Consider the following 16,891-nt stretch of genomic DNA (forward strand, 5'->3'; position numbering starts at 1 on the left):
CACGCCAAAGTAAACAATTTAAGTACCGTTACTTATGAGCAAGTATTGTCTATTTTTAATAGTTATCTATTATTTAACGGGAGGAAATAATTCTATGAGTCGCTTTTTTAAATTTGGAAAGTTACACGTTACTAAAGGGAATGGAGATAAATTATTAGATATACTACTGACAGCTTCCAAGAAGCTAAAGAGGTCCCTAGCGCCTACGGGGAATTTGTATCGATAAGGGGTACAAATTCCCACTAAGCGCTCGGGACCCCTTGTAGGAAAATGTCCTAAGTGTGGCAACAATATTGTATTAAAAAAATCGTTTTATGGTTGTTCAAATTATCCTGAATGTAAGTTTACTTTAGCTGAACATTTTAGAAAGAAAAAACTAACCAAAACGAATGTAAAAGAATTACTGGAGGGAAAAGAAACCCTGGTAAAAGGAATCAAAAACAAAGAGAAAAAGCCCTACAATGCCGTTGTAAAAATTGGGGAAAAGGGATATATTGATTTTATCTCTTTTTCAAAATAAACATAAAAGCCCTTTAAAGAGGGCTTTTGAGGTAACAGACAATGGCAAAGACAATTTTTGAGGAAATGGGCGGCAAATACGAAAGGCAAGGCGATTATTTAATACCGTGCTTAACTGTACCCGCCGAAGAAGAACAGCCGATAGGCATCTGGGGACAGCGGCATTTGGATTATCTGAAGCATCACTGCAAAGTTACATACACCAATCTTCTTACAAGCGGCAGACTTAACGCTTACCTTGCCGACATTGACAGACAGGCACAGGAACGCTTTGAAAGGCTCATAGAGGGTATGAAACAGGCACAGGGCATAACGGAACAGCTAAAGGCAGAAAACGCCTTAGAATGGACAGGATGCCTCAATAACATAAGGGCTTGTGCGAGGGAGATTGTGGAAAAGGAAATTATTTTTGCATAAACAGATGATTAGTGGCAGGGGGAAATCCTGCCGCTTTTTCTGCTTTAGTTTGTCAGCTTGACAAATAAAGGGTTAAGGAATATAATTAGATTCAGTATTATACAAGGAGTTAATAAATATGCGGCAAGGTATTCTTAAATAAACTGTCAATTTGATAGTGGGAACAAAAAGTAGCAGTCCCGTTTCACTTTTAATATGGGGCTTAGTTTTTTGTACCCAGTTTAATAATACTTTTATCATGTAATTTTATATGCCCGAAAACATATAAGTGTTTTGGGGCTATTGGAGTTATTTACCCAGTGATAGGAGTATTTATCACTGGGTATTTTTATGCCCTTTTTTGGGTGTTGATAGGAGGAAAATCACATGAAAATAATTAACTTAGGCATTCTGGCTCACGTTGACGCAGGAAAGACAACATTAACGGAGAGTTTATTGTATACCAGTGGTGCAATTGCAGAACCAGGGAGCGTAGATAAAGGCACAACAAGGACAGATACAATGAATTTGGAGCGTCAAAGGGGAATCACTATCCAGACAGCAGTGACATCTTTTCAGTGGGAGGATGTAAAAGTCAACATTATAGATACGCCAGGCCATATGGATTTTTTGGCGGAAGTATACCGTTCTTTATCCGTATTAGACGGAGCAGTATTATTAGTTTCTGCAAAGGATGGCATACAGGCACAGACCCGTATACTGTTTCATGCACTACAGACAATGAAGATTCCGACAATTTTTTTCATCAATAAAATTGACCAAGAGGGGATTGATTTGCCAATGGTATATCAAGAAATGAAAGCAAAGCTTTCTTCGGAAATTATAGTGAAGCAAAAGGTTGGGCAGCATCCCCATATAAATGTAACGGACAATGACGATATGGAACAGTGGGATGCGGTAATTATGGGAAACGATGAACTATTAGAGAAATATATGTCAGGGAAACCGTTTAAAATGTCAGAACTGGAACAGGAAGAAAACAGGAGATTCCAAAACGGAACGTTATTTCCCGTTTATCACGGAAGTGCTAAAAACAATCTGGGGATTCGGCAGCTTATAGAAGTGATTGCCAGTAAGTTTTATTCATCAACGCCTGAAGGTCAATCTGAACTATGCGGGCAGGTTTTTAAGATTGAATATTCAGAGAAAAGGCGGCGTTTTGTTTATGTGCGTATATATAGCGGAACATTGCATTTGAGGGATGTTATTAAAATATCTGAAAAAGAGAAAATAAAAATCACAGAGATGTGTGTTCCGACAAACGGTGAATTATATTCATCCGATACAGCCTGCTCTGGTGATATTGTAATTTTACCAAATGATGTTTTGCAGCTAAACAGTATTTTGGGGAACGAAATACTGTTGCCGCAGAGAAAATTTATTGAAAATCCTCTCCCTATGCTCCAAACAACGATTGCAGTAAAGAAATCTGAACAGCGGGAAATATTGCTTGGGGCACTTACAGAAATTTCAGATGGCGACCCTCTTTTAAAATATTATGTGGATACTACAACGCATGAGATTATACTTTCTTTTTTGGGGAATGTGCAGATGGAAGTCATTTGTGCCATCCTTGAGGAAAAATATCATGTGGAGGCAGAAATAAAAGAGCCTACTGTTATATATATGGAAAGACCGCTTAGAAAAGCAGAATATACCATCCACATAGAAGTCCCGCCAAATCCTTTCTGGGCTTCTGTCGGGTTGTCCATAGAGCCGCTCCCTATTGGAAGCGGAGTGCAGTATGAAAGCAGAGTTTCACTTGGATATTTAAATCAATCGTTCCAAAATGCGGTTATGGAGGGGGTTCTTTATGGCTGCGAGCAGGGGCTGTATGGATGGAAAGTGACAGACTGTAAAATCTGTTTTGAATATGGATTGTATTATAGTCCTGTAAGTACCCCCGCAGACTTTCGGCTGCTTTCCCCTATCGTATTGGAGCAGGCTTTAAAAAAAGCAGGGACAGAACTATTAGAGCCATATCTCCACTTTGAAATTTATGCACCGCAGGAATATCTCTCACGGGCGTATCATGATGCCCCAAGGTATTGTGCAGATATTGTAAGTACTCAGATAAAGAATGACGAGGTCATTCTGAAAGGAGAAATCCCTGCCAGATGTATTCAAGAATACAGGAACGATTTAACTTATTTCACAAATGGGCAGGGAGTCTGCTTGACAGAGTTAAAAGGATACCAGCCAGCTATTGGTAAATTTATTTGCCAACCCCGCCGCCCGAATAGCCGTATAGATAAGGTTCGGCATATGTTCCACAAGTTAGCTTAACAGCTTGCAAAAGTCATATAAAATGAGATTTGAAAGGATTAGAGACTAATTATGATGAAATGCGAATGGATATTGTGTCCTGTTTGTGGGAGCAAAACCCGTAATAAAATTAGGAAGGACACTGTTTTGGAGAATTATCCCCTTTATTGTCCAAAATGCAGACAAGAAAGATTGATTAAAGTTGACAACTTGAAGATAACTGTCATCAAAGAGCCAGACGCTTAAGACGCATAGCCGATGAAATTGTGGAACAATTCACGAATCATCGGCTCTTTTTGTTTCGTATTTGAAAGAACAAACTCACCAAATAAAAAAAACGATATTAGCGGGGTGTTCGTAAGACAGTTAAATAGGCAAAAGGCGTGACGAAAGTGATCACGCCTTTTTTCATGTAAGGATAGCCGCATAGCGGCGCAAGGGATGGATCCCCTTGTACGGAACGCAGTGACGCACCCCAGATATTCAGGGGGCCGAGCTGTTCGGTCTCGCAGAGCGCACATACGGGTTTAACCCGTATAGAAGTGCGCCCTTAGTATCAGTTCGACAAATCTTAATTTGACTTACTTCTTCACTCTTTTTGATAAATGAAGTTCATTATCATCTACATATCCAAGTTTATTATATACAGTTTGTGCAACAAGATTTTCTTGTCCTGTTAGAAGTTCATATTTGTCAAGTGGATAATTCTTACTGCAATAAGCCTCTGCAAAAGTAATCATCTCACTCGCTAAGCCTCTTTTTCTGTATGCTGGTTTAACATACACTTCTGTAATTTCAGGCATATATTCATCATAGCAGAACGATTTTTTAAGCTGAACACAAACAAATCCAACTAACATATCATCTTCATCAGCAACGATAACAACTTCCTGTTTATTATTCATAAGGGAATTTCTAATATTGTCTATGCTTGTATCGCCCTCACCATTAAATTCGTTGTTTAAGATGTTTAATTGCTCCGCATCATTTACAGTTGCTATTCTTACCATTACAACCTCCATAAATTATTATCTATTCGACCTATTCAAGTTTATCGGTCTGTTTAATCATATCATACGGCTTCAATTTATACAAGAACAGTCCCGGCAGACATTACTGCCGGGACTGAAACTGTTTTACGAATGCTCCCGATTCGGGTGGGTTATTTTGTTATACCCTAAATTACCCTCTGAATTTGTTTTTAAATTTGGAGGGATTTTTTTATGTCCTTTTTTCGGGCAGTTATCTATCTGCTCATACGAAGCAAAATTTATCAATACATAGCATATCAGAGAACGGCAGGAAACCAGTTAAAAAAATTTCTGCCAGTGCAACGGTACTTCTCACCTTGAAAGTAGAAGTACAATCTCCATACAATAGAATTACTATTTCCTATAACCGTAAAGGTCACAGAGCCTTTGCGGTTTTTCTTTTGTCGATTTTTGTTGGAAAGTGCCGTAGGGCTGTTTCTGATATGCGGTGTCGTTCTCCGCCTCTCCATCTGGATTTTTTACATTTCAAAAATTCAGATGGGAGGTATTTATGGTGAAATATGCACCAAGAAAGGTATATATCAGAGAAAGTGGCGGCTATGTGGAATTATCCTACACGGAGTTCTGCCGTTGCAGGGAATCCGACCAGACCTATATGGACAAGCTGTTTATCCCCATTCAAGGCTGTCTGCTTGAAGTCGTGAGGGAGCAATACACAGACTTCTACCGTGACAAGGAACGGTGGCGTTATCTGCAAAAATTAGATACAAAGAATAGACTGCTATCTCTCGACGGATTTACGGACAGCGAGGGGAATCCTCTGGACTTTATCACTGATGAAGCGGTGGACATTGCAGAAACCGTTGTCAATGCTGTTATGGTGGACAGGCTGAAAGCCGCCCTGCCTTTGTTGTCGGATAGTGAGCAGGAGTTGATACAGGCAATCTTTTTTGACGGACTTTCCGAGCGTGAAGTCGGGGCGAGGTTAGGCATAACCCAGAGCGTTGTGAACAAACGCAAAGCCAGAATCCTAAGAAAACTAAGAAAGATAATAGAAAATTAAAATTTAAGGCGTTCAGCCCCCTTGTTTTTTCCTTTGGGAAAATGAGGGGGCTTTTCTCTGCCCTCTCAATCAATTCTGATTGGAGGAAGAAAGAATGGCATACAACCACGGACGGGAGGACAGGAAATGGCGTATCTGGAAAGAAGCGGAGGAAAAGCTGCTGCGTGAGTGCGGCGTTGATGAAGTGACCATTGAGCAGATACGCATAGCGGACAGGGCAGACTTCAATTCCAACAGGCGGTTTTACCGATGGACGAATGACGTTGCGGAATACCTTGAGGACATGGCAGACAGGGAGCGGCAAGCGGAGGTGAATACAGTTGCGGAGTTACTGGACGAGATTGAGAGCGAAAATCTCTATCAAGTATTAGTCACGGTGGACGGGCGTACCTTGAAAATCGTCCTGCTGAAAATGCAGGGGTATTCCACAAAGGAGATTGCCCCACTTGTGCATTTGACGACTGGTGCCATCTATGCGAGGTTAGACCATCTGCGGAAGAAGCTTCGGAAAATTTTGTAAGCGTCTAATACATCCCATTATTCTGCGGGCTACTGGGTGGGGAGTGGAATCTCCCCGCTTATTTTTGGCAGGAGGAAAACGGGATGGCATATAAAGCTAAGGCGTACACGCTTCGGGAGGAATCCACGGAAAGCGGTATAAGGTATTTTATCAGTTTTAAGGACGGGCAGGGGGAACACCACGAACTGGAAGTATCCGAGCAGTTATTCTTTGAATTTCGGCAGATGGAACGCAGGAACAGGAATCTTCTCCAATGGGACGAGCGGCACAGGGAGTTTTCGGAAGTATGGGACGAAACGCTGAACAGGCGGGCGTTAAAGCTGCCTAAGAGCATTGAGGAACAAATGATTGAAGCAGAACGGGCGGAACTGCTCTGTAAGGCGGTTGACAGACTGCCAGAGATACAAAGGCGACGTTTCCTGCTCTACTACGAGTATGAGTTCAATTTTTACCAAATCGCCGCTATGGAGCATTGCACCGCTTCTGCAATACAGAAATCCGTTGCTGTTGCAAAGAAGAAAGTAAAAGCGGAAATGAGGAAATATCTCCAACCATGACCGACACCGCCCGAAAAAGAAATCTGTTTTTTATTTGTGTGGGATTGGCGGTATTACATACTCTCACTTTTTTCGTGGGAGTAAATCTATTTTTAAGGAGGTCAACGCCTATGTGCAACAAAAACAAGATAACTGCCCGAAAGGAGGAAACCCATGCAGAAGTTACAGACAGTCAACGCCGAAACGCTCCTTTATGAGCCGCTTGAGAAGCCGTCCTTTGTGGTGGACAGCCTTATCCCCACAGGCTTGTCGCTGTTCTGCGGCTCACAGAAGATAGGCAAGAGCTGGCTCATGCTGAAGCTGTGCTTATGCGTGTCGCAGGGAATCCCCTTATGGGATATGCCGACAATGGAGGGCGATGTGCTTTACCTCTGCCTTGAGGACACGTTCTGCCGCATACAGGACAGGCTGTTCCGTTTTGACGGACGAAGCGAGCGGGCGGCTTCATTTTGCCGTGGCAAGCTGCAAGCTGTCAGACGGTCTTATCGTGCAGCTTGAGGATTATCTGAAAGACTATCCAGACAGCAGGCTCATTGTCATTGATACCTTGCAGAAAGTCCGTACAGCTTCAAAAGACAACGCCTATGCAAGCGACTATGGGGACATCTCCCTAATCAAAGATTTTGCCGACAGGCACTCTCTGGCGGTCATTGTCGTACACCACATCCGAAAGCAGAATGACAGCGATGTGTTCAACAAGGTGTCTGGGACGACAGGCTTAACGGGGAGTGCGGACGCTACCTTTGTTCTGGAAAAGGAGAAACGGGCATCTGACACCGCCAAGCTGTATGTAACGGGCAGGGACACGCCCTATCAGGAATACACGCTCCGTTTCCGTGATTGCAGTTGGGAACTTGTGGAGAGGAAAACGCAGGAGCAGCTTGCGAAAGAAACGATACCAGATGTCCTTTTTCGGTTGGTGGATTTTATGAGGGATAAGGAAGAATGGGCAGGCACGGCAACGGAGCTGTTAGCCGCTATGGGGGAAACGGAAACCATACCCACGGTGATTACGAAATGGCTGAATGAATATCACACCACATTTTTAAGCGAGAACCGTATCTGCTACCAGTACAGCCGCAGGAAAGACGGCAGGCAGATTGCCCTTGCAAGGAGGGCGGGTGACAGCGGTGACGGCGGTGACAGCGATATTGGGATACCCCCTGTTACTGTCATTGACGCTTAAAGCCATGTAAAGTTGGCGGCTCTGCCCTGCGGGTGACAGCGGTGACGGCAGTGACAGTGATTTTAGGATACCCTGCCGCTGTCATCCCTACGGGAGAACACCCCGCAAACGCAAAATGCAGGCGTGGGATTCACCCGCCCTTTTCGGGCGTGTAAAATCACCCCTGCGGTCAGAAAAATCTCTCCGATTTTTCCGACTGCGTTTACAGGGTGTAACACACTACACTTTGCCCTGCAAAGAGCCGTGTGCCAGACGTTCCCTCTGGACTCCCTTATGGCAGGTCTTACGCCCTGCTATCCTACGCCTTGCGGCTTCGGATAAAAGAACGGCGGCATGACGGTTACGGCTCTTGCGAGGGGGGTATCCCAAAAACACCGTCATCATCGACATGACCGTCATGCAGGGGGTGAGGGTGACAGTTGCGGCAGTCGGCAGGGGGTATCCCAAAACTGCTGTCACCACCGTCACCGCTGTCACCCCAAAGGACGGTCACCCGCCGAAAGAAAGGAGGAATCCGCCTATGCCTTATGCAATCCTGCGTTTCCAGAAACGAAAAGCGGGCGGCGTTGCGGCTTGTGAACGCCACAACGAGCGGAAGAAAGAAGCCTACAAAAGCAACCCAGATATAGATATGGAACGCTCTAAAACAATTACCATCTCATAGCACCACCAAAGTACACCTACAAGAAAGAGATTAACCGCATGGTAGCCGAAGCGGGGTGCAGGACAAGGAAAGACAGCGTGATGATGGTGGAAACGCTCATCACAGCTTCACCAGAATTTATGAACCAGTTACCGCCCGAAGAACAAAAAGCGTATTTCCAGACGGCTCTTGACTTCATTTCGGAGCGTGTTGGAAAGCAGAATATCCTCTCCGCTGTCGTCCATATGGACGAGAGAACGCCCCATATGCACCTCTGCTTTGTGCCGATTACGCCAGACAATAAGCTGTCAGCGAAAGCTATCTTAGGCAACCAGAAATCATTATCCGAGTGGCAGACCGCCTACCATGAGCGGATGTCCTCACGGTGGAATCAGCTTGAACGGGGGCAGTCCTCAATGGAAACCAAGCGGAAACACGTCCCCACATGGCTCTATAAATTAGGCGGCAGGCTTGATAAACAGTATGAAGAAATCGTGTCTGCCCTATCCGACATCAACGCCTTTAACGCAGGGAAGAAAAGGGATAAAGCGTTAGATTTACTCTCTGCATGGCTGCCAGACGTGGAGAAATTCTCTAAGGAAATCGGGAAACAGCAGGCGTATATCGACAGTTTGAAAGAGAGAATTGGGCAGGAATCAGACTATGCGGGGCGTATGCGTGATGAAAAGTACGAGCAGGAACTAAAGGTGCAGAAAGCGAATCAGAAGATATTTGAATTGCAGAGAACCAACGAGCAGATGGGGCGGCTGCTGTCAAAAATACCGCCCGAAGTGTTGGAAGAATTGCAGAAAAATCATAGAAGCAGAGCGAAAGAAAGGTAGATATGTGAATGAAGAAACAGGATTTTAAGGTGTTAAAGACCAAAGACTTGTACCCGTTCCCCGACAATCCGTTTCATGTGGCAGAAGATGAAACACTGTCAGAGTTAGCGGAAAGCATCAAGGAATTTGGCATTGTCACGCCGATAATCACACGCCCGAAAGAGGACGGGGACGGTTATGAAGTGATTGCAGGACAGCGGCGTGTCCGTGCTTCTGAACTTGCAGGGATAAATACCGTGCCTGCGTTTGTCCTGCCCTTAGACCGTGACCGAGCCATCATCACCCTTGTAGACAGCAATTTGCAGCGTGAGAATATCCTGCCATCGGAGCGGGCGTTTGCTTACAAGATGAAATCCGAAGCCATGAAGCGGCAGGGTTTCCGCACAGACTTAACCTCGTCACAAGTTGTGACGAAGTTGCGGACGGACGACAAGGTGGCACAGGGCTTCGGCGTGGGCAGGATGACCGTGCAGCGTTTTATCCGCCTGACGGAACTGATACCGCCGATTTTGCAGATGGTGGACGAGGGGAAAATCGCCCTCACGCCTGCGGTGGAACTGTCCTTCTTGAAGAAAGACGAGCAGGAAAACCTCTTTGCCACGATGGAGAGCGAAGAAGCAACGCCCTCACTCTCACAGGCACAGCGGATGAAACAGTTAAGCCAGAGCGGGCGGCTTGACATGGATACGATATTTGCGATTATGACGGAGGAAAAGGGCAACCAGAAAGAAACCTTGAAAATCAACACAAGCAAGCTGAAAAAATACTTTCCGAAGAACACAACGCCGAAGCAGATGGAGGAAACCATCATCAAACTTTTGGAGCGTGAGTTGCAGAGGAAACGCAACCGTGACAGCCGCTAATCTTCTTTTTTCGGGAAGTAAATACAGAGAGTTGAGGTATGGAGAATGAGAGAAATCCAGTATGAAATCGTAAAGGAAATCGCAGTATTGTCTACGGGCGACAGTGGCTACACAAAGGAAATCAATCTCATTTCATGGAATGGGAAAGAGCCGAAGTATGACATCCGCAGCTTTTCCCCGAACCGTGAAAAGTGCGGCAAGGGAATCACGCTGAACGCTGATGAAGCGGCGGCACTCCTTAAAGCATTACAGAAAGAATTAAACAGCGAGGATTAATGGTATCTGATTGGCAGGGCGGGGACATTTCCAAACTCTTCCCTGCCCTGTCTGGAAAGGAAGATTTAAGTATGGGCGAGGATAAGAAAGCAGATAAAAAGAGAAAGCGTATCGTGCCAAAAGCACCAGTGCAGATGATAATCAGCCGTGAATATGTCGGCACACAGACCGTTACAGAAGCGTTTGTCCCGATTATCTCCGAGGATATTCGGAAGAAGATTGCCGAGGGCGACACCTTCGACAATGAGGGGCTGTCCGCTTAGAATGTACGCAATGGGACATGAAAACAGATAGGACAGATACGGAGGTTTTACAGTATGGCAGGAATCAAAGAAGAAAAGAAAATCTATTTAGTCGGCATTTATTGCCGCTTATCTAAAGACGATGGTACGGATAACGAGAGTGCGAGCATTGCGACACAGAAATCCATCCTCACGGATTATGTGAAAAAGCAGGGATGGCACATAGCAAAAACGTATGTGGACGATGGTTATTCTGGTACAAATTTCCAAAGACCAAGTTTCCAGAATATGATAAAAGACATTGAAAGCGGTCTGATAAACTGCGTGATTACGAAAGATTTATCCCGTCTGGGGAGAAACTATCTTGATTGTGGGTTATATCTGGAAGTTTTCTTCCCAGAGCATAACGTGAGGTATATAGCGGTCAATGACGGCGTAGATACCTTGAATAAATCTGCTATGGACATCACGCCTTTCCGCAACATTTTAAACGAAATGTATGCCGCTGACATATCTGTTAAGATAAAATCGGCATATCGGGCGAGGTTTCAACAGGGGAAATTCATGGGAACTACCGCCCCTTATGGCTATATCAAAGACCCTGCCGACCACAACCATCTGCTGATAGATGATAAAGTGGCACATGTTGTAAAAGAGATATTCGACCTTGCATTAAAAGGGAATGGAGTTGCCAAAATTTGCAGACATCTTAATAAACAGCATATCCTACGCCCTGCCGCTTATGCGGCGGAGCGTGGCGAAACAGGCTTTGAACGTCATTTTGAGGGGAACGAGGACAAACGCTATATTTGGAGTGGGAACAGCGTGAGGAGCATTTTAAGAAGCCCGATATATGCGGGAAATCTTGTAGGCTACAAACGGATTGCCGCCAATATGAAAAGCAAGAAACGCCCCTCTAAGCTGCCCGAAGAATGGGAAGTGATACCCAATACCCATGAGGGAATAGTCACGCAGGAGGAATTTGATATTGTCCAACAGCTTATTACAAGTCGTAGGCTTCCACAGAACAAGGGAGGATTTGTAAATATTTTTGCAGGCGTTATCAAGTGTGTGGACTGCGGATGTGCTCTGCGGGCAATGAACGTACACAGGAGGAAACGCCCAGAGATTATCGACTGTGTACAGTATTCATGTAATAATTATGCAAGAAACGGAAGAAGCGAGTGTAGTGCCCACAATATAGAAGCAAGGGATTTATTCAATGCCGTTCTTGCCGACATCAACTGTTTTGCGGATATGGCAGTGAATGATGAAAAGGCGGTCAGGGCCATAGAAAAGCGGCTCACGGAAACAGACCAGAGCAGGGCGAAAGCATTAGAGAAAGAACGTAAGAAGCTGAACAAACGCCTTGCGGAACTGGACAGGCTGTTTTCCTCTCTCTACGAGGATAAGGTCATGGAGCGTATTACCGAGCGGAATTTTGAGATGATGTCGGGGAAATACCAGAAAGAGCAGCTTGAAATTGAAGCAAGGCTGAAAGAGGTGACGGAAACTCTTAATGAAAGCTACGAGAAATCACGGGGAATCCGTGACTTCCTCGCCCTTATCCGAAATTATCAAGGCTTAAAAGAACTGGATGCAACAGTTATAAACGCACTCATAGACAAGATACTTGTTTCGGAGCGTGAGAAGATGGCAGACGGAACAGTGAAGCAGGAAATCAAGATTTACTATAAATTCATCGGCTTTGTCGATGAATTACATATCATACCTACAAAACGGTGGGCAGCAATGCCCGCTAAAAATTGTACGGTGTGCGGCGTTGAATATGTCCCGGGCTCTGGTGCATCAAGGTATTGTCCTGCTTGTGCCAAGAAGATACGGAGGGAGAAATCAAACGAGAGCAAACGCAGGAGCAGAGAACAGAAAAGGATAGCATGTATGAACTGTCCGCAAAAAATGACCGACTGAACTACGACAAGCGAGAACAACTAGCAGGAGACAGTCTTCTGCTTTTTTTGATAGGGAGGAAAGATGACACGAATTAAAGCAGTAAAACAAAAGGCCATTTTAGATGTTGCTGAGAGTCTGGGCTGTTCCTTCAGACGTTTATCAGGACACATTTATGAACACCCAGACCATGATTCCTTTCGGATTTTTGCCGATACCAATACTTTCAAATGGTTTTCAAGAGATATACAAGGAGATGTAATTGACTTTGTTCAATTAGTGACAGGTGTTTCTTTCAAAGAGGCTGTATCCTATCTTGAAACTGGGGATTTTGAACAAGTTAAGTTGATAGAAGAAACTTATCAACCATTTCAATACTATTTGCATGAAGAACCCTTTCAGCAAGCACGTACTTACTTGCAAGTCGTCCGTGGCCTAAGTGATCAGACTATTAATACCTTTGGCAGACAAGGATTGCTTGCTCACGCTACTTATCAATCGGAGCCCGTATTAGTGTTAAAAAGCTATGACCACAACGGGACCTTACAGGCCGCAAGCCTTCAAGGTCTCGTCAAAAATGAAGAAAAACACGATCGAGGTTATCTCAAAAAAATCATGAAAGGATCTCATGGCTATGTCGGTATTAGTTTCGATATTGGGAATCCTAAGCGACTCATTTTTTGTGAATCAGTTATCGATATGATGAGTTATTATCAGCTTTACCAAAAGCAATTATCCGATGTTCGCCTGATTTCAATGGAAGGTTTAAAACTTTCTGTGATTGCTTATCAGACCTTGCGTCTAGCAGCAGAGGAACAGGGGAAATTGGCATTTCTAGATACAGTAAATCCAAGCAGACTTAGTCATTATCTTCAGGCAATACAAGAGACGACAACCTTCTTCCAAACTCATTCAAATGCATTAACATTGGCTGTTGATAACGATGAGGCAGGAAGAGAATTTTGTCAGAAACTGTCAGATAAAGGACTTCCGCTTTCTCAAGATTTACCACCATTGCAAGGACTTGAAACAAAGTTAGATTGGAATGATATTGTGAAACGACAAAAGGAATTATCTTTAAGAGATCTTATCCAGTCAGCCCAAACAAAAGTCATTAGAGATCATCCTCCACCTAAACGAGAGCACACTTTTGATGTGATAACAAAATCAAGTCCGCTATCATAATCTAGAATGTGACAAGGAGGACACCCTATGAGTGTGATTGAACGTCTGGCTGAAAAAGTAGCTAGACAAGAAGAAAAGGTCTCACGTGAGACGGAGAAATTGGAACACTATCGTGACCAACTACAAACAGCTATGTACAGTACCTTTATCAAACGGCAACAATCTAGTCAGTTGTCATTTCATGAAGCACTAGAGCAAGCCTTTGGTAAAGAAACCACACTACACCCAAATTACAGAAATGAGGATACAGAATGAGTAAAACATGGAATTTTGATCAGCCACTAGATGATGTGAAACCAACATCATCCCATGAAGAACGAGCAAAAATTGCAGCACTTTTCCATAAACAAGATGAAAAACCAATTGAAGAAGTAGACTATGTGGCTGCTTTTGAACAGCAACAAAAGGAGTCAGAATCTAAAGATGTACAGACGCCCGAATCAAAAGTTAAACAAAGCCAGCCGAAGAAAGTAAATATCACAAGCGACTATAAACAACACTTGGCAGACACTATTGCACAAAACAACAAGGATATTTCCGCCTGTCAGAAGCAAATTGAAGAACTTCATCAATTGATTGATGAAAAGAAAATCCAAAATAAAAAGTTGCAGGCTATTTCAGTAGCCATTGATGATTTATAAGTCAGGTAGTCCTATGCGGGCTACCTGACTTATAATTGAAGGAGAAGATAATGAAATTTTTTCAAAAGAAAAAACAGAACCAGGATCAATTTAAACGACTGATTCATCGACTATCAGAGATGTCAGATAGTGAACTAACCAAAGTAGAGCAACTCCTAGATGTGGTCTTTGATTCAAGTTTCAAGTCTAGTGAGAGAGTGGAAATATCTAGGGACATTATAACCGATGAGGAACAAATTCTTGATAAGTCAATCCAAGAAGCGAAAAATAAACTGAATACTGAGCAGTTGGAGAAGCGAATAGAGGAGTTTAAGCAATCGAAGAAACCTAAAAACGGATAATGCACCAAATATGGTGCGTTATCCGTTTTTTATGGTATAATGAAAGCAAATATGAGGAGGTCTTTATCTATGATCGGAGACAATATAAAATCACTACGCCGAACACACGATTTAACACAGCCAGAATTTGCGAAAATGGTTGGGATTTCACGCAATAGCCTGAGTCGCTACGAAAATGGTACCAGCACTGTTTCAACTGAACTCATCGACCGTATTTGTCAGAAATTTAACGTTTCTTATGTCGATATTGTAGGAGAGGACAAGATGTTAACACCTGTCGAAGATTACCATCTGACTTTAAAAGTAGAAGTGATAAAAGAACGTGGAGCAGCCATTTTATCAAAGCTTTATAGATACCAGGATAGTCAAGATATTGTTTTTGATGATGAATCTAATCCTTGGATTTTGATGAGTGATGACTTGGCCGAATTGATCAATACGAAAATTTACCTTGTCGCTACTTTCGATGAAATAGAGCGTTACAATGGCTATTTAGATGGTATAGAGCGGATGTTAGACATGGTGCATCATCGGGTGGTGGCTTAATGAGACTGGAAGAATTTAGTGAGGCTGAGTTTCAGAAGGCCTTGCAGCGAACCATTTGAGGTGATAGGTAAGATTATACCGAGGTATGAAAACGAGAATTGGACCTTTACAGAATTACTCTATGAAGCGCCATATTTAAAAAGCTACCAAGACGAAGAGGATGAAGAGGATGAGGAGGCAGATTGCCTTGAATATATTGACAATACTGATAAGATAATATATCTTTTATATAGAAGATATCGCCGTATGTAAGGATTTCAGGGGGCAAGGCATAGGCAGCGCGCTTATCAATATATCTATAGAATGGGCAAAGCATAAAAACTTGCATGGACTAATGCTTGAAACCCAGGACAATAACCTTATAGCTTGTAAATTCTATCATAATTGTGGTTTCAAAATCGGCTCCGTCGATACTATGTTATACGCCAACTTTGAAAACAACTTTGAAAAAGCTGTTTTCTGGTATTTAAGGTTTTAGAATGCAAGGAACAGTGAATTGGAGTTCGTCTTGTTATAATTAGCTTCTTGGGGTATCTTTAAATACTGTAGAAAAGAGGAAGGAAATAATAAATGGCTAAAATGAGAATATCACCGGAATTGAAAAAACTGATCGAAAAATACCGCTGCGTAAAAGATACGGAAGGAATGTCTCCTGCTAAGGTATATAAGCTGGTGGGAGAAAATGAAAACCTATATTTAAAAATGACGGACAGCCGGTATAAAGGGACCACCTATGATGTGGAACGGGAAAAGGACATGATGCTATGGCTGGAAGGAAAGCTGCCTGTTCCAAAGGTCCTGCACTTTGAACGGCATGATGGCTGGAGCAATCTGCTCATGAGTGAGGCCGATGGCGTCCTTTGCTCGGAAGAGTATGAAGATGAACAAAGCCCTGAAAAGATTATCGAGCTGTATGCGGAGTGCATCAGGCTCTTTCACTCCATCGACATATCGGATTGTCCCTATACGAATAGCTTAGACAGCCGCTTAGCCGAATTGGATTACTTACTGAATAACGATCTGGCCGATGTGGATTGCGAAAACTGGGAAGAAGACACTCCATTTAAAGATCCGCGCGAGCTGTATGATTTTTTAAAGACGGAAAAGCCCGAAGAGGAACTTGTCTTTTCCCACGGCGACCTGGGAGACAGCAACATCTTTGTGAAAGATGGCAAAGTAAGTGGCTTTATTGATCTTGGGAGAAGCGGCAGGGCGGACAAGTGGTATGACATTGCCTTCTGCGTCCGGTCGATCAGGGAGGATATCGGGGAAGAACAGTATGTCGAGCTATTTTTTGACTTACTGGGGATCAAGCCTGATTGGGAGAAAATAAAATATTATATTTTACTGGATGAATTGTTTTAGTACCTAGATTTAGATGTCTAAAAAGCTTTAACTACAAGCTTTTTAGACATCTAATCTTTTCTGAAGTACATCCGCAACTGTCCATACTCTGATGTTTTATATCTTTTCTAAAAGTTCGCTAGATAGGGGTCCCGAGCGCCTACGAGGAATTTGTATCGATAAGAAATAGATTTAAAAATTTCGCTGTTATTTTGTACATTTAACTTGACGGTGACATCTCTCTATTGTGAGTTATTAGTGGTACAGTTTTCAACCGTTTTAATTATAAAAAAGTGGTGCATTTTTAAATTGGCACAAACAGGTAACGGTTATTGCAGGTGTATTTCTTATCTATGGGTTTAACATGGATTTTATCATTAAAATCATGAGTATTGTCCGAGAGTGATTGGTCTTGCGTATGGTTAACCCTAAAGTTATGGAAATAAGACTTAGAAGCAAACTTAAGAGTGTGTTGATAGTGCATTATCTTAAAATTTTGTATAATAGGAATTGAAGTTAAATTAGATGCTAAAAATTT

General features: G+C 43.1%; 18 protein-coding genes and 5 pseudogenes. 21 read left to right on the forward strand and 2 right to left on the reverse strand.

Annotated features, from left to right (window positions below; genetic code table 11):
* From NOL38_RS09610 to NOL38_RS09630, 5 genes and pseudogenes are all read left to right on the forward strand, one after another.
* Positions 1-90: pseudogene (locus tag NOL38_RS09610) on the forward strand (23S rRNA (adenine(2058)-N(6))-methyltransferase Erm(B)); the annotation flags it as partial.
* Between the two features lie 169 nt (positions 91-259).
* A pseudogene (locus tag NOL38_RS09615) lies at positions 260-520 on the forward strand (topoisomerase C-terminal repeat-containing protein); the annotation flags it as partial.
* A 41-nt stretch (positions 521-561) separates the two neighbouring features.
* Entirely contained in the window at positions 562-936 is a 375-nt protein-coding gene (locus NOL38_RS09620) for a TnpV protein (RefSeq protein WP_001140406.1), read from the forward strand.
* Positions 937-1,302: 366 nt separating this feature from the next.
* On the forward strand, positions 1,303-3,222 hold the full coding sequence (gene tet(O) / locus NOL38_RS09625; RefSeq protein ID WP_014636938.1) for a tetracycline resistance ribosomal protection protein Tet(O): 1,920 nt from the start codon (positions 1,303-1,305) through the stop codon (positions 3,220-3,222).
* 54 nt (positions 3,223-3,276) lie between these two features.
* The gene (locus tag NOL38_RS09630; protein ID WP_004614788.1) at positions 3,277-3,447 is read left to right on the forward strand and encodes a cysteine-rich KTR domain-containing protein; all 171 of its coding nucleotides are present in this window, start codon (positions 3,277-3,279) and stop codon (positions 3,445-3,447) included.
* 335 nt (positions 3,448-3,782) lie between these two features.
* On the opposite strand, the gene NOL38_RS09635 is transcribed toward NOL38_RS09630, so the two are convergent.
* Positions 3,783-4,211 (reverse strand): GNAT family N-acetyltransferase, encoded by a 429-nt coding sequence (locus NOL38_RS09635; RefSeq protein WP_029172350.1) that lies wholly within the window; start codon positions 4,209-4,211, stop codon positions 3,783-3,785.
* A 532-nt stretch (positions 4,212-4,743) separates the two neighbouring features.
* On the opposite strand from NOL38_RS09635, the gene NOL38_RS09640 reads away from it, so the two are divergent.
* From NOL38_RS09640 to aph(3')-IIIa, 16 genes and pseudogenes are all read left to right on the forward strand, one after another.
* A complete protein-coding gene (locus NOL38_RS09640; RefSeq protein ID WP_105140915.1) occupies positions 4,744-5,256 on the forward strand; it encodes a sigma-70 family RNA polymerase sigma factor in 513 nt (170 codons plus the stop codon).
* A gap of 94 nt (positions 5,257-5,350) precedes the next feature.
* Positions 5,351-5,776 carry an RNA polymerase sigma factor gene (locus NOL38_RS09645; RefSeq protein ID WP_000323896.1) on the forward strand — a complete coding sequence of 142 codons (426 nt, stop codon included), beginning with the start codon at positions 5,351-5,353 and terminating at the stop codon, positions 5,774-5,776.
* 83 nt (positions 5,777-5,859) lie between these two features.
* A complete protein-coding gene (locus NOL38_RS09650) occupies positions 5,860-6,333 on the forward strand; it encodes a sigma factor-like helix-turn-helix DNA-binding protein (protein ID WP_000323521.1) in 474 nt (157 codons plus the stop codon).
* Positions 6,334-6,486: 153 nt separating this feature from the next.
* A pseudogene (locus NOL38_RS09655) lies at positions 6,487-7,512 on the forward strand (AAA family ATPase).
* Positions 7,513-8,039: 527 nt separating this feature from the next.
* Positions 8,040-9,004 (forward strand): annotated as a pseudogene (gene mobV, locus NOL38_RS09660) (MobV family relaxase).
* 8 nt (positions 9,005-9,012) lie between these two features.
* Positions 9,013-9,867, forward strand: a complete 855-nt coding sequence (locus NOL38_RS09665; protein WP_000743700.1) for a ParB/RepB/Spo0J family partition protein — start codon at positions 9,013-9,015, stop codon at positions 9,865-9,867.
* Positions 9,868-9,912: 45 nt separating this feature from the next.
* Positions 9,913-10,143, forward strand: a complete 231-nt coding sequence (locus NOL38_RS09670; protein WP_001206986.1) for a YdbC family protein — start codon at positions 9,913-9,915, stop codon at positions 10,141-10,143.
* Positions 10,143-10,406: a hypothetical protein gene (locus NOL38_RS09675; RefSeq protein WP_000253176.1), complete on the forward strand. Its 264-nt coding sequence runs from the start codon at positions 10,143-10,145 to the stop codon at positions 10,404-10,406. Before NOL38_RS09670 ends, NOL38_RS09675 begins: the two co-directional genes overlap by 1 nt.
* A gap of 54 nt (positions 10,407-10,460) precedes the next feature.
* Complete coding sequence (locus NOL38_RS09680; RefSeq protein ID WP_001820670.1) at positions 10,461-12,317, forward strand: recombinase family protein; 1,857 nt, start codon at positions 10,461-10,463, stop codon at positions 12,315-12,317.
* A 63-nt stretch (positions 12,318-12,380) separates the two neighbouring features.
* The gene (locus NOL38_RS09685; protein WP_000196860.1) at positions 12,381-13,481 is read left to right on the forward strand and encodes a toprim domain-containing protein; all 1,101 of its coding nucleotides are present in this window, start codon (positions 12,381-12,383) and stop codon (positions 13,479-13,481) included.
* 27 nt (positions 13,482-13,508) lie between these two features.
* The gene (locus NOL38_RS09690; protein ID WP_000110922.1) at positions 13,509-13,736 is read left to right on the forward strand and encodes a DUF5965 family protein; all 228 of its coding nucleotides are present in this window, start codon (positions 13,509-13,511) and stop codon (positions 13,734-13,736) included.
* On the forward strand, positions 13,733-14,122 hold the full coding sequence (locus NOL38_RS09695) for a DUF5945 family protein (RefSeq protein ID WP_000048066.1): 390 nt from the start codon (positions 13,733-13,735) through the stop codon (positions 14,120-14,122). Before NOL38_RS09690 ends, NOL38_RS09695 begins: the two co-directional genes overlap by 4 nt.
* A 50-nt stretch (positions 14,123-14,172) precedes the next feature.
* Positions 14,173-14,463 carry a hypothetical protein gene (locus NOL38_RS09700; protein ID WP_000667951.1) on the forward strand — a complete coding sequence of 97 codons (291 nt, stop codon included), beginning with the start codon at positions 14,173-14,175 and terminating at the stop codon, positions 14,461-14,463.
* A gap of 69 nt (positions 14,464-14,532) precedes the next feature.
* Positions 14,533-15,009 (forward strand): type II toxin-antitoxin system antitoxin PezA, encoded by a 477-nt coding sequence (pezA, locus tag NOL38_RS09705; protein WP_000578719.1) that lies wholly within the window; start codon positions 14,533-14,535, stop codon positions 15,007-15,009.
* A gap of 18 nt (positions 15,010-15,027) precedes the next feature.
* A pseudogene (locus NOL38_RS09710) lies at positions 15,028-15,487 on the forward strand (GNAT family N-acetyltransferase).
* Positions 15,488-15,579: 92 nt separating this feature from the next.
* Complete coding sequence (gene aph(3')-IIIa / locus NOL38_RS09715) at positions 15,580-16,374, forward strand: aminoglycoside O-phosphotransferase APH(3')-IIIa (protein WP_001096887.1); 795 nt, start codon at positions 15,580-15,582, stop codon at positions 16,372-16,374.
* 283 nt (positions 16,375-16,657) lie between these two features.
* Here aph(3')-IIIa and NOL38_RS10545 read toward each other — a convergent pair.
* Positions 16,658-16,891, reverse strand: a 234-nt coding sequence (locus NOL38_RS10545) for a hypothetical protein (RefSeq protein ID WP_341829398.1), incomplete at its 5' end; no start/stop codon positions are given.

Origin of the sequence: Streptococcus suis, assembly GCF_029616525.1 — a bacterium.
In the GTDB taxonomy this organism is placed as follows: domain Bacteria; phylum Bacillota; class Bacilli; order Lactobacillales; family Streptococcaceae; genus Streptococcus; species Streptococcus suis_AF.